This window comes from Serratia sarumanii (genome assembly GCF_029962605.1).
Lineage (GTDB): Bacteria > Pseudomonadota > Gammaproteobacteria > Enterobacterales > Enterobacteriaceae > Serratia > Serratia sarumanii.
This window is the reverse complement of sequence record NZ_CP124750.1, coordinates 1,461,057-1,474,179: the sequence shown is the minus strand read 5'-3', so window position 1 is coordinate 1,474,179 and position 13,123 is coordinate 1,461,057. Positions and strand designations below refer to the sequence as shown.

Annotated in this window: 11 protein-coding genes; 4 read left to right on the top strand and 7 right to left on the bottom strand. The window is 61.9% G+C overall.

Going from position 1 to position 13,123, the window contains the following annotated elements:
- Nucleotides 1-127: 127 nt before the first annotated feature.
- Nucleotides 128-3,130, bottom strand: coding sequence for an autotransporter outer membrane beta-barrel domain-containing protein (locus SSARUM_RS07040; protein ID WP_060387455.1), 3,003 nt, complete (start codon nt 3,128-3,130; stop codon nt 128-130).
- A 209-nt stretch (nt 3,131-3,339) separates the two neighbouring features.
- Nucleotides 3,340-4,305, bottom strand: a complete 966-nt coding sequence (rlmF, locus tag SSARUM_RS07035) for a 23S rRNA (adenine(1618)-N(6))-methyltransferase RlmF (RefSeq protein WP_181404983.1) — start codon at nt 4,303-4,305, stop codon at nt 3,340-3,342.
- A 118-nt stretch (nt 4,306-4,423) separates the two neighbouring features.
- On the opposite strand from rlmF, the gene SSARUM_RS07030 reads away from it, so the two are divergent.
- The 3 genes from SSARUM_RS07030 to SSARUM_RS07020 all read left to right on the top strand — a co-directional run bounded on the left by SSARUM_RS07030 (nt 4,424) and on the right by SSARUM_RS07020 (nt 6,404).
- A complete protein-coding gene (locus SSARUM_RS07030) occupies nt 4,424-5,053 on the top strand; it encodes a flavin reductase family protein (protein WP_033646882.1) in 630 nt (209 codons plus the stop codon).
- A gap of 167 nt (nt 5,054-5,220) precedes the next feature.
- Nucleotides 5,221-5,481 (top strand): multiple stress resistance protein BhsA, encoded by a 261-nt coding sequence (gene bhsA, locus SSARUM_RS07025; protein WP_015377148.1) that lies wholly within the window; start codon nt 5,221-5,223, stop codon nt 5,479-5,481.
- A 287-nt stretch (nt 5,482-5,768) separates the two neighbouring features.
- A complete protein-coding gene (locus tag SSARUM_RS07020; protein WP_004939270.1) occupies nt 5,769-6,404 on the top strand; it encodes a carbonic anhydrase in 636 nt (211 codons plus the stop codon).
- A 66-nt stretch (nt 6,405-6,470) separates the two neighbouring features.
- Here the strand turns inward: SSARUM_RS07020 and SSARUM_RS07015 are convergent, their stop codons facing one another.
- The 4 genes from SSARUM_RS07015 to SSARUM_RS07000 are packed head-to-tail and all read right to left on the bottom strand — an operon-like array spanning nt 6,471 to nt 11,483.
- Nucleotides 6,471-8,327 (bottom strand): M3 family metallopeptidase, encoded by a 1,857-nt coding sequence (locus tag SSARUM_RS07015; RefSeq protein ID WP_048321377.1) that lies wholly within the window; start codon nt 8,325-8,327, stop codon nt 6,471-6,473.
- A 46-nt stretch (nt 8,328-8,373) separates the two neighbouring features.
- Nucleotides 8,374-9,333 carry a DNA-binding protein YbiB gene (gene ybiB, locus SSARUM_RS07010; protein ID WP_039566903.1) on the bottom strand — a complete coding sequence of 320 codons (960 nt, stop codon included), beginning with the start codon at nt 9,331-9,333 and terminating at the stop codon, nt 8,374-8,376.
- A gap of 38 nt (nt 9,334-9,371) precedes the next feature.
- Nucleotides 9,372-10,001 carry an FMN-binding negative transcriptional regulator gene (locus SSARUM_RS07005; protein ID WP_060429762.1) on the bottom strand — a complete coding sequence of 210 codons (630 nt, stop codon included), beginning with the start codon at nt 9,999-10,001 and terminating at the stop codon, nt 9,372-9,374.
- Between the two features lie 57 nt (nt 10,002-10,058).
- On the bottom strand, nt 10,059-11,483 hold the full coding sequence (locus tag SSARUM_RS07000) for an MFS transporter (RefSeq protein ID WP_060429760.1): 1,425 nt from the start codon (nt 11,481-11,483) through the stop codon (nt 10,059-10,061).
- Nucleotides 11,484-11,582: 99 nt separating this feature from the next.
- Here SSARUM_RS07000 and SSARUM_RS06995 point away from each other — a divergent pair, with 99 nt between their 5' ends.
- The gene (locus SSARUM_RS06995; protein ID WP_033646888.1) at nt 11,583-12,422 is read left to right on the top strand and encodes a helix-turn-helix transcriptional regulator; all 840 of its coding nucleotides are present in this window, start codon (nt 11,583-11,585) and stop codon (nt 12,420-12,422) included.
- Here the strand turns inward: SSARUM_RS06995 and SSARUM_RS06990 are convergent.
- A complete protein-coding gene (locus SSARUM_RS06990; RefSeq protein ID WP_033646890.1) occupies nt 12,419-13,048 on the bottom strand; it encodes a LysE family translocator in 630 nt (209 codons plus the stop codon). The genes SSARUM_RS06995 and SSARUM_RS06990 overlap by 4 nt on opposite strands.
- Nucleotides 13,049-13,123 lie beyond the last annotated feature (75 nt).

Here is a 13,123-nt window from a genome sequence, read left to right as displayed (position 1 = left end):
ACAGCCTAAGATTTTTATTATTAATTCCGTATTGAGAATAACGTAAGTGATGAAAATTGAAAGGTAAAATGCGGATTTTTGTCGGCGCCGGCAGGATAACCGGCGCCGTTGAGCTAAAACATTGCCCTTACGCGACCAGAGGCTCCGGCTCAACCACCGTGCCGTTGAGCATGATTTCCGGAATATAGCGCAGTTCGTTGAGCAAACTTTGATGATCCTGTCCCAAAAGCAGGATGACGCTGTCCGCTTCATCCAGACGGTGGTCATCATTGTTATCGACAATGAGATAGCTGCTGTTTTGCCCGCCGAGAACGCTACTGACCCCGACCTTGGCGCTCAACGCGCCGGGCTGGCCGAGATCGAGCAACGCGGCCAACAGCTGGCTGGCACTGCTTCCTTGTTCGGCCGTCAGGGCGCCGATTCTCGCCTCCACGCCTTGCGCATCGCTGACGCCATAATCTGCCAGCGCGCCGCCGCCGGTACCATGAACGATCCGCAGGCCTGAGAGCACATCGTCGATGCTGCCCTGCGTCAGCGAAAAGTCTTTTAACGTCACGCCTGACGCCGCCGTGCTGCTGTGCAGCGTCACGTGGCTTTTCCCTGCGCCGGCCACGATCGTCGTGTCTCCCAGCACGTTAAATTGATCGCTGCCTCCCCCGCCTTTGACCAGCAGCTGTTCGCCCTGTAGCCCAAGATCTTCCAGCAGCGGCGCCAATTTGGCCTGCGCGTCACCACTTAACGGCAGCGAATCCAACATTTGAATGATCGTGCCGTCACCGCTGCCGCCATGAGAGGACGTCAGGGTGAACCCATTACCGGCGAAGGCCGAAGCGTCAACCAGGCGGACCTGAGTATACCCCTCGGTCAGCGTCAGGTTGAAATTCGCGCCGCCGGACAACGTAATGTCTTGCACCTGATCATTTTGCCCCGTCAGCGTCAGCGCGCCATTTCCCCAGGCGCCGGTGGTGACGGCGATCAGCGTCAATGGGTTTTCATCGCCATGCGAGTCAAGCGCCAATGAGCCGGCGTTACCGCGCCCGGATAACAACAGGTCGAAACGAGCGGTGGCATTCTCAAGGAAGGCTATCTCAAGCCGGCTGTCCGCATGATCGCCGATGCCGCTGATTTCAAGGCGTGCCGCATCGGCATTGGCGTTGATCACCTTGACGTTATCCGCCCGGCCGGACAACAGTAATCCCTCACGGCCAAGCGCCTGCGCCGCCCAGCTCTGTACGATCGTCCCGCCGTCCGTTCCCTCTACGGTGGCGTTGCCACTCAATACCCCGTAGTCAAACACATGAGCACTCGTCGCCAGCGCTTTCGTGCTGTAACCGTTCCAACCGATTTGCGTCAACGTGGCTTCCGCCTGGCCGATATAACCCGCCATATCTATCTGTTCGAAATGACTGAAATTGGCGGCGTTGCTGCTCACCGTACTGATGCGCGCGCCAAAAAGATCGAGCGTCGAGGTCATTTTGACGATCAGGTTGGCGGACAAAATATCGTGCCCGTCACCGCCATCGGCGCTGAACACCCACCCCACATGATTGGCGCCGCCATTGGCATTGCCTCCCCACAGCAGACTGTCATTACCGTTGTTCAGATAAAAGTGCCCTTGGGCGGCGGCGAGGTCGGCCTGCGAGGTGAGCTGCACCCGATCGTCGCCATAGGTGCCATGCATTATCACATTGGCATTGTTTACCGTCATGTCCACCCCATACCGAGCGGCAGGGTTATTATGCAGCCAGATATCCGCCGCAGCGTCGCCATTGACGATCAGATAAGAAAGCTGCGAGGCATAGCTCAGGTCAACCATGACGTCCGCGTCAGCATGCAGGAATACCCTGAACAGCACGGCGGTTTCCGCATTGCTCAGCGTATGGTGAGCATGCGTATTCACCGTACCCGACGCGTTGCCGCCGCCCTCGCTGGTGGCGAGAGAAGCGGTCGTTTTATACGCCAGGCTGGCGCCGACATCGCGCGCGAACATCCACTGTTCATACTGAACGTCACCTGCCGGCGGCGCATTGATCAGATCGGCAATCACCGCCTGCGTGACCAGTGCCTTGTCGCCGCCCAATGCCCGATAGTGTTCCAGCTGCTGTTCATCCGCCGCCCGGCCATGCACCGCCTGATAGACGTGCTGAATAAAGTCGTCGCCCTGCAAACCACCGACCTGCGCCTGAAATTCCGGCGTCGCCAGAAGGGCCGTGACCAATTCGGTATAGCTCAACGTGCCGGAGGCCAGCGTCTTGCTCCAATTGTCCAGCGAAGCGCTGTCCACCGCCCGCTCGGGCAATGCACGGAACAGCGCCGCTATCTGCTCCAGATACTCGGTCGCCGGCAGTTCGCCCGGCGAATATTCCTGGCCCGCCGCATTGAAATGCTGTTGAGCCGCAGCATCTTCCGGCGCCACCACCCCGCGCAACTGCGCGATCATATCCACCAGCAGATCGCCACGCGTCGCGCCCTCCGCCAGTCGTTGCTGGTAAGTGGCAAGTTCAGGAGCCGTCGGTGGCCGTTCAAATCCCTGAGCGAACAGATGCAAAATGAAGTCATGATCGGAAAGATCGTTGATTGGCAGGGTGGCAATCTTGCTCTGCGCCAACGCCGCCAGATTGCCCCCCTGATTGAGCAGCTTGCCGTCATGGGCAATTTCATCGGTCTGCCAGGGCGCTCGCAGCAGATAAAACATCGCCTGCGCGTCGCCGCTTCCGCCGGCGGCATCGGCTGCAGTGCCGGGATACAAACCTTCTGCAATGCGCTGATCGAGCGCATCACGCTGCGCCAGCATTACCGGATCGTCCCCCGGATAGTTGAAGAGTTCGATGACAACGCTAGCGACAGCGCTGTTGAAATGCCCCTGCTGCAGCAAGGCATTGATGTAATCCGGATCGGGAGCGGTATTGTAAACGGAGAAATAAACCTGGCTGAGAATGTCGTATTCGCTTTGGCCGTTCATCCAAGCGGCATCGGGTTGGCTCATTAAAATACTGGCCATATAGGCGGGCGGCTGGCTGCCGATATCAAATGCGCTGTCGTAGTAATCGATTTCCGCCGCCGTCGGCAAACGCCCGAAAATGCCGATAATTAAGGCGCCGACCTCTTGTTGCGTAGCTAAAGGAATTATAATAAATCCCGTCAGTGTGATGGATTACGTTCGCGGCATGGCTGCACCGCGGCCTGTCTCCTGCATCGTGAAAAGAGACATTGCACACTGCCTGAATGGGTTTTATTGGTATTTCTACAGTTAAGAAATGCTGATGCGATAAGTCAATAAAACGGGGAAAACCGGCCCTCGGTATGGGACTTTGCTCCCATACCGAGGCACCGGAAGGATTAGCGCCAGCGTTCGGCTGCCCAGGCGGCCTGTTGCTCGGCGTCGTGGAAGGTCCAGGCGACAAAGCGGCTGATCTTCTGCCCTTGCGCCATCTCGATGGTGCGCACCTCGGCCGTGCCCGCCACCTTCAGCGCATGGTAAATGGCCGGCAGCGTGGTGTTTTTCGAGATGAGCGAAGTGAACCACAGGCAGTTGTTGGCCTTGCCGACGCTCTCTTCCACCATCTTGCGCACGAAGGCTTCTTCGCCACCTTCGCACCACAGTTCGTTGTTCTTGCCGCCGAAGTTTTGCACCGGCTTGTCGACCACTTCCCCTTTGCCCAATTTATGCAGCTTGCGGCGGGTGCTGGCGCGCGCTTCCTGCTCGGACGCGTGGAACGGCGGGTTGCACAGGGTGGCGTCAAATTTCTCGGCCGCGCCGATGATGCCGCTAAAAATCAGCTCAGGCTGTTTTTGCAACCGCAGACGCACGCTGTTGCGCAGCGTCGGGTTCATCTCGACGATCATTTTGGCCGCGTTGAGCGACACCGAATCGATTTCAGACCCGGTGAAACGCCAGCCGTATTCGCGCAGGCCGACGATCGGGTAAATGCAGTTGGCGCCGACGCCGACGTCGAGGATCGCCACGCCCTTGCCGCGCGGGATCTCGCCGCCGTTGCTGGTCGCCAGCAGATCCGCCAGGTGGTGCAGATAATCGGCGCGGCCGGGGATCGGCGGGCACAGGTAGTCCGCCGGAATATCCCAGTGTTCGATGCCGTAAAAGTGCTGCAGCAACGCACGGTTGAGCATTTTCACCGCCGCCGGATCGGCGAAGTCCACCGACACATCGCCCCAGGCGTTCGGTTTTACGAACGGCGCCAACGCCGGGCAGCTGGCGATCAGCGCCGGGAAGTCATAGCGTGAACGATGACGGTTGCGCGGATGCAGGCCGCTTTTCTGCTGCGGGAAGGTTTTCTTTTTTTCCACCGTGACGGGCTCTCTTGAAGGTATTTCCGGCGCGTAAGATAACACATCCCGCCCGCAATGGCGCAGCGGCGGGAAACCCGGCACAATGAAAACCTCATCGATTACCACAGGATCCCCCATGAGCCGTGAATCTCGTTATTATTATGAACCCGCCGCCGGCCACGGCCTGCCGCACGATCCGCTGAACGCCATCGTCGGCCCGCGCCCCATCGGCTGGATCTCTTCCCGCAGCGCCGCCGGCTTGCGCAATCTGGCGCCCTACAGCTTTTTCAACTGCTTCAACTACCGTCCGCCGATCGTCGGTTTCGCCAGCACCGGCTGGAAAGACAGCGTGGCGAATATCGTGGAAACCGGCGAATTCGTCTGGAACCTGGCGACACGCCCGCTGGCGGAAGCGATGAACAACAGTTCCATCCCCCTGCCGCGCGGCGAGGATGAATTCGCCTTCGCCGGCGTCACGCCGCTGCCCGGGCGCCGGGTCAAAGCCGAGCGCGTGGCCGAAAGTCCGGTTAACTTCGAATGCCGGCTGACCCAGTGCATTCAGCTGCAAACCGCCGCCGGTGAACAGGTGGAAACCTGGCTGGTATTGGGCGAGGTGGTGGCGGTGCACCTCGATCCGGCGCTGCTGGACGAACACGGCGTCTACCAGACCGCCGCTGCCGAACCTATTCTGCGCGCCGGCGGCCCGACCGCCTACTACGGCATTTCCGAACAGCACCGTTTCGATTTGGCGCGCCCGACGCGCTGATCGTCTCCCCCGTTTAGGCAGAAGATAAACGGGGGGATTAACAATCAAAAAATCTGAACAAACCCATCAACACTCTCCGATTTCATCCCGCCTGTCACTGCGCAATAATCTTCCCATCGAAAGGCAACCCCCTTTCTCCCTAATTCACTTTGACAGGAATGACGAACATGAAAACCATCAAAACTTTTGCTGCCGCTATCGCCCTGGCCACCGTTTCTTTCACCACTTTCGCCGCTGAACACGTCAGCGCCCAGGATGCCGCCCAATTCGAAAAAGCCGGCGTGATCGTCGCCAGCGGCGCGACCGACCTGAGCAGCCTGAAGTCTCAACTGGCCGCCAAAGCCGATGCGGCAGGCGCCAAGGCCTTCACCATCACTTCGACCAGCGGTAACAACCTGATGCACGCCACCGCGGTTATCTACAAATAATCACCGCACCAGACGCCAAAAAGCCCGCCGGATATCACCCCGGCGGGCTTTTTTTATCTTCGCTTGCGTCAGCGCTGCATGGGCACGACAGCCGGTTTTTTGCTACCCGCTTTATCAGCAACCCACGCGTAAGCGAACCGGACAATGCTACCGGAAACGGGTTTAAACCCCGTATTTAATGGGGTTTACAGGGGGTATGTACACACATTTTTTTACCGTGCCATTGCTGGACTAACGGAAGAGGATGATTATCATATTACGCAGACTACAGATGCAGAGAGCGTTGTATGCAACATATCATTGAAGGTTTCCTCAGTTTCCAGAAAGAGATTTTCCCGCAGCGTAAGGAACTCTTTCGCAGCCTGGCCTCCAGCCAAAATCCCAAAGCGCTGTTTATTTCCTGTTCTGACAGCCGCCTGGTGCCCGAGCTGGTGACGCAGCAAGAGCCTGGGCAACTGTTCGTTATCCGCAACGCCGGCAACATCGTCCCTTCCTTCGGCCCGGAGCCGGGTGGGGTTTCTGCGACTATCGAATACGCGGTAGTGGCTCTGGGCGTCACTGATATCGTGATTTGTGGCCACTCGAACTGTGGTGCCATGAAGGCTATCGCGTCCTGTCAGTGCCTCGATCCCATGCCTGCGGTAGCCCACTGGCTGCACTACGCGGATGCGGCCAAAGCGGTGGTCGAGAAGAAAACCTGGAATAGCGAAACAGACAAAGTTAACGCTATGGTGGAAGAGAACGTTATCGCCCAGCTAAATAATATCAAAACCCACCCTTCCGTTGCGGTGGGTCTGCGCAACAGCGGGCTGCGCCTGCACGGCTGGGTGTACGACATCGAAAGCGGCGAAATTCGTACGCTGGATAGAAACACCAAGAGCTTCGTTTCCCTGGCCGATAATCCCGACGTCTATTTCGAATAAAATAACGCCCAGATTTTATCATTAAATAAAATCCACGCTGCCGCGTGGATTTTTTTATTGTCAGCCTTAAACCAAACGCGCCTCTATCGCCGCGGCGAAATCGCGACACATCCGTTCGTCGCCGTCGGCGTTGTCCGCCAATACCGTCTCGCCGTCCACCACCCGAATATGCGCCTCCAAATCGAAATCCGCCGGCGGCTGCGGGCGCGCGGCGGCGGCGGCCATCGTCTGCTGCGCCTCGCGCCACGCCTGCGCCACCGTCTGGTTACAGGCCTGCGCCAGAGAGTCCGGGTTGAACCCTTCGCCGGTCAGGCTGCGCAGCGTGTCATCATGGCTGACGCTGTTGCCCGGCAACCAATAGTGTTGCGCCAGATCCGGGCCGATGGCCGGGTTGTCCGTCAGGTAACCGTCGCGCTGCAGGAAGAACTGGCGGGTTTGTTCCACCGCCATCATCGCCAGCAGATAACCCTGATAAGAGCAGGCGGACTCCAGCGACAGCAGGTGCGGGATCGCCAGCGTCGGGCGCGGGCTGCCGCTGATGCCAAGGATCTTCTGCTCGACCTCGCGCGCCAGCGCGGTGATGGCTTCCGGCGTGCGCTGCTCGTCATCCCACTGATACAGCGCCCACTCGAAGTACGGTACCAGCAGGATATGGCGTTCGTTGAACGCGCGCATCGGCTGGCGCGCCGCGATACCGGCTTCGATCAGCGCATCGGGCACCGCTTCGCCGGCGGCGTTTTTCGCATAGCGTTTCAACCAGTCGGCGTCGTCCAGCAGGCTGTCGCAGAACATCGACTGGGTTTCGGCATAGGCCATCGAGGTCGGTGGGAATTCCTGCGAGAAGCACGGCGCATTCTGGCGAATGTTGGCGAAATGCGCCGCGTGGCCGCCCTCGTGGAACAGCGTGTTGAGCCCGTAAGCGCCGCTTCCCACCTGCCCCGGCTGCGCCAGGCTGGTGAAATTGATGCGCGCCGGCACCCATTCCCCCTGGCGCACAAACGGCGGCACCGGGCCGTGCATAAAGCCGTTCTCATACTTGCCTTTGCGCACCAGCAGATCGAGGTTCATCTCGGCGCCGCCAAAGCCGATGTGCAGACGTTTGAAGCTGTCGACCCAGCGCTCCAGCGAACGAGAAAACGGGAAGTAAGGATCCAGTTGGCGGGTGACGTCGCCGGCGCTGGCAAAGCGCACGTTCCACGGCTCCAGCGCCTGGCTGCCCTTGTCGGCCGCCAGTTGCTGCAGGCTGCGCGCGTTGGCCTCGCGGGTTTCCCGCTCGAAGCGATCCAGAATGGCGAACAGCTGCTCCGGCGTCATGCGCTCGGTTTTGTTCACCTTGTAGTCGAAATAGTTGCGATAGCCCATCTGGCGCGCAAAGCGGTTGCGCAAGCCAATCAGTTCCGGCAGGCCGTTATGCAGCAGCCATTGCTCCAGATCGCGCAGCGCCTGCTGCGAGCTGCGGCGGTAGTCTTCGTTCGGGTTGGTCGCCTGGTTGGTCAACAGCTCGCCGAGCGAGGCCGCCACCCGCTGGCCTTCGGCGTTCAGATGCGTCACCTGGTAGCCCTTGCGGCGCGAGTAGAGATCGGATTCGGCGTGGATGATCCGATCCAACAGCGCCTGCGCCTGCGGATCTTCAATGGCGTTGCAGTCGAAGAAACGCAGCCAACCTTGCAGGCCGTGGATCAGCGCATCGCGCTGCGCCTCCTGCGGCAGCGTTTCCAATCCGGCCAGCAGATTGCGGATCTCCGCCAGCCGGCGCGGTTCGGCGATAAAGCGCTTATAGGCGCTTTCCGCGGCGGCAAAGCGCGCCGACACCTCTTCACCGCCGGTGCCCATGTAGTTTTGCCAGAACAGCTCTTCTTTGGCGCGGTGAACGTCGAGGTAATCCTGGTTCAATTGATTGAAGTAATCGAGAGCCTGTTGCATAACCGTCCTTCTCTGCCGATGAGGAAATATCCCAGTATAGTCGCGCTCAGGCCTGACGCAGGCGCTGCAGCCCCTGTTCCAGCGTCTCGCTCTCGCCAGCGGCCACCAGGCAACAGGCGACCTGCCGCTGGATGGCCTGCGGGATCGCCACCTCGCCCGCCAGGCAGCGCTCGGTCCAGCGCGCGGTGGTTTCCGCGTCTTTCGCCGCCGGCAACGTCGGCGTTTCATCCTGCAAGGTGCGCTCCAGCAACACGCGCTGTTCGCCGCCGGCAATATAGTGAATCTGCGGGCAGCGCAGCGGGTTGGCGTAGGCTTCGCCTTCGGTGCCGTGCATCAACAGCCCGCGGGCGCCGATCTGGCGGAAAAACGACGCCACCCGGCCGACATACTCTGGGTGTGAGACGCTGGCGAGGCGCAGCGCATCCTGTTCGCCGAACGGCGTCGCCAGCTTGGCCAGCGTATGGGCGCTGTTGCGCACCCCCATGCGCCAACGCAGCCCGAGCTGCCGCGCCAGCGGCGCCGACAGCGTGGAAACCGGCATGAACACTGCCTCGCCGTTATCGAGACGCTGCTGGGCGTGAACGGCCTGTTCCGACCACGGCAGCCCCAGGGCGCGGAAAATCTCGGCGCTGGTCACGCGAGTGCTGTCGTCCAGCACGCCATGCACCACCACCGGCAGGCCCACTTTCGCGAGCAGCAACGCCAGCAGCGGCGTCAGGCTGGCCTGCTTGCGCGCGCCGTTATAGCTCGGCAGCACTACCGGCAGCGGCCGCCCCTGCGGCGCTTGCAGCGGCAACACCTGCTGCTGCATCGCCTGGTAGAAGCCCAGCATCTCCTCTTCGGCCTCACCCTTGATGCGCAGCGCGATCAGAATGCCGCCCAGCTCCAGCTCGGGGACCGCCCCGGCCAGCATCGCCTGATACAGCTCAAAGGCGGTCTGCCGGTCCAGGTCGCGCGCATGGTTTTTGCCGCGGCCTATTTCTTTGATAATTTTGGTGTAATCCATCCGAAGGTTCCCCTTGCTCACTCTTCGGTTAGCATACCCTATCCGCACCGCCGCTCAACCTCCTCCGCCAGCCGCCGCTGCGTTTCATCGCCGTCGCGCAGCCCGGCGATCACCCCATCGGCATCGTCGGCGCTGCGGTTTTGGCTCATCTTCCATTTGCCTTCGCGCCGGGTGACGGCGATCTCGATACCGACGATGCCTTTAAGCTGCGCGGCGATGTAGTTGGCCGGCGCGTCGTCGAGCCGCCAGGGCGCCGGGCGCCCTCCTTCCTGCTGCGCGGTCAGATCGATCAGCTGGCGCCGCAGCCAGGCCGGGTCGTCCGTCACCTTCGGCACGCCATACAGCTGCACCACGCTGTAATTCCAGGTTGGCACCACCTTGCCGGTCTGGCGCTTGCTCGGATACCAGCCGGGCGACACATAGCCCTCCAACCCCTGAAAAATCACCAGGCATTCCGCCGCGTGCTGCAGCCGCCGCCAGTGCTCGTTGGCGCGCGCCAGGTGCGCCCGCAGCCGGATCTGCCCCTGTTCGACATCGGCCAGAAACGGCAGCGGATCGGCCGTCAATCCCTGCTCGCCGTGGCTGACCAGCAGCCCCAACGGGTGGGCGCGCACCAGCGCCAGTTGGGCATCCAGATCGTCTTCGCGAAATGCGGCGGGTTGAAACATCAGTGTGGCTCCTTACGCTCTTCTCATCATGACGACAGTAAAGCACCCGCCGGCGGCCTACTTAAGATCCGCTTTCTGACTATTTCGCGTGATCCGGTTTAACAAGATCAGGGCGACGCCCATCGCCAACAGATTAAATACCATGGCGCCGGCAAAGGCCTCGGCATAGCGCTCCGCCGCACCGCCGTGCGCCAGCAGCGGCACGAAACCGACGCCGCTGACCACGATGCCCAGCGCGCCCCCCACCTGCTGCACGGTGGCAACCAGCCCCGCCGCCATGCCCGCCTGCCGCTCGTGCGCCAAACCGAGCACCAGATTCAGCAGCGGCGTCATGCTCAGCGCCTGGCCGAATCCCAGCACCACCAACCCCGGCAGCAGCCGCAGCGGATGCGCCAGCGCCGCGCCCCACAGCGCCTGCGCCATCAGCAGCGCCAGCCCGGCGGCGTAAATCGCCACGCCCGCGCTCAACGCACGGTTGCCCCAACGCAGCGCCAGCCGGGGCGCCAACATCGACGCCAGCATAAAGGCCGCGCTGGCCGGGGCGAACAGGCTACCCGCTTGAAAAGGCGTCAGCCCCGCCCCCGCCTGCAGCAGCAGCGCGAAACACAAGAAAAACGAGGAAGCGGTGGCATAAATCGCCAGCACCACCGCCATACCCGGCGCGAAGCCCGCCTGGCGGAACAGCGCCGGATCGAGCACCGCATCGTCGCCGCGCTGCGCCAGACGGCGCTCCCAACGCAGGAAGCCCCACAGCGTCAGCATTGCCAGCGCCAACATCGGCGCGATCCACCACGGCCAGCCGCGCGCCGGCCCTTCCAGCAGCGGCAGCAGCAACAGCGACAGGCCGGTCACCGCCAGCCCCAGGCCAACGCCATCCAGCCGCTGCGCCTGCGCCACCCGCGATTCGGGAATGCGCCGCGCCGCCCACAGCGCCAGCGCGCCGATCGGCAGATTAATCAGAAAGATCATGCGCCAGCCGCTGCCGAACAGGTTGGCCTCGATGATAAAACCACCGAGGATCTGGCCGAAGATTGCCGCCAGCCCCAGCGTCATGCCCAGCCAGGCGAAGGCGCGCCGCCGCTGTTGCGGCTCGTACAGCACCCGCATCAAGGCGTAAATTTGCGGAAACAGCGCCGCCGCCGCCGCCCCCTGCAGAATACGCGCGGCGATCAGCAGACTGAGCGATCCCGCCAACCCGCAAAGCAATGAAGTCAGCGTGAATCCCAGCATGCCGAGGCTGAACAGACGCCGACGTCCGAAGCGATCGCCCAGACGCCCGCCGGCGATCAGCAGCACCCCGAACGCCAATTCATAACCGGCGACGATCAACCCGACGCCGGCAAAATCGGCGGCGAATTCTCGCTGGATCACCGGCGCCGCCACGTTGACCACAAACAGATCGAACACCGTGACAAAACCGCCCAACAGCAGCACCGGCAGGCCGGCCAACCCTCGCCGTTCACGAGATAATGAATGTTCCATACCACCTCCAGAGATTATGATGGCCGCAGTATGAAACATGTTTTAAACTGTTACTATATAGCCACTTATACTATTACTAACAGCAACAGGACGGCCGCCATGCCCCCACGCACCCTCGAGCGCACTCGCCACGAACTGGCGGATTTTCTGCGTCAAAAACGAGAACAGCTGTCGCCGCAGGCGGTCGGTTTGCCGAGCGGCAGCCGCCGCCGCACGCCGGGATTGCGGCGCGAGGAGGTCGCGGCGCTGGCCGGCGTCGGCCTTACCTGGTACACCTGGCTGGAACAAGGCAGGGAAATCAATGCGTCGGTGGCGTTTTTGGAAAACCTGGCGCGGGTGCTGCAGCTCGACGCCGCCGGCCGCTACCACCTGTTTTTATTGGCGCATCAGCGCCCGCCGGTGCCGGTCGGCCATCAGTGGTGCCAGGTCTCGCCGCTGGTGCGGCGGCTGCTGGACGATTTGGCGCTGCGGCCGGCCTACGTCATGAACCTGAGTTGGGACATCATCGCCTGGAACCCGGCGGCGCAGCGGCTGTTCGCCATCGCCGAACGCCCGCCGGAAGAGCGCAACATGTTGTGGATGCTGTTTGCCGATCCGCAGCTCAATGCGCGCCTGCTGGAGTGGCGGGCGCAGGCGCCGCAAATCCTGGCCAGCTTCCGCCGCGACTACGCTCGCGCGCCGGAGGATGAGGTGATGCGCCAACGGGTACAGGCGCTGGAGCGGGTGTCGCCGCAGTTCCGCCAGCTCTGGCGGCAGCACGACATTCACGGGCGCTGCCAGGGACGGCGCAGCTTCGCCATCCCGGAAATCGGCCCGGTCACCTTTGACCACGCCTCTTTCATCGTCGACGAAGAGAATCACCTGCGGCTGGTGATGTACAGCGCGCTGCCGGACGAACCGGCCAGCGCGGCGTTTGAAGCACTGCTGCACGAGGGTTAGCGGCGGCTGTCGAAAATGAGCTTGCAGGCCAGCCCGGCGAACACCCCGCTCAGCAGGTAGTTCGGCCAGCGGGTGCTGAAGCGGCGGCCGGCAAAGCGGCTTTTCATGCCGCTGACCGCCAGGATCACCCCGCCGTTAATCAGCAAGCCCACCAGATTCAGCACCGTCGCCAGCGCCAGCATCTGCACCACCACCGAGCCTGAACGCGGATCGATAAACTGCGGAAACAGCGCCAGCACGAACAGCGCCATTTTCGGGTTGAGGATATTGGTGAACAGCCCCTGGCGGAAGATGCGCGCCGTCGGCACCGCCTGCAACCCGGCGGAAGCCTGCAAACTGCTGCCGGATCGCAGCGTTTTCCACGCCAGATAGAGCAGATAGGCGGCGCCCAGCATTCTCACCGCGTCGTAAGCCAGCGGCACCGCGACGAACAGTTGCGACAACCCCAGCGCCGCCGCCAGCGCGTGACAATACGTGCCGAGCTGAATGCCCGCCAGCGAAGCGAAACCGGCGCGCCGCCCCTGGCTGACGCTGCGCGAAGCGATCAGCAGCATATCCGGGCCGGGGGTCAGCGCCAGCGCCACGCAGGCACCGGAAAACAACAACAGCGTTGCGGCATCAATCATGAATCACCTGATAAGAAGACGGACGGGAATGGAGCGTCCATCATAGCGGCGCCGACGTGGCTTGTCAGCGCCGCT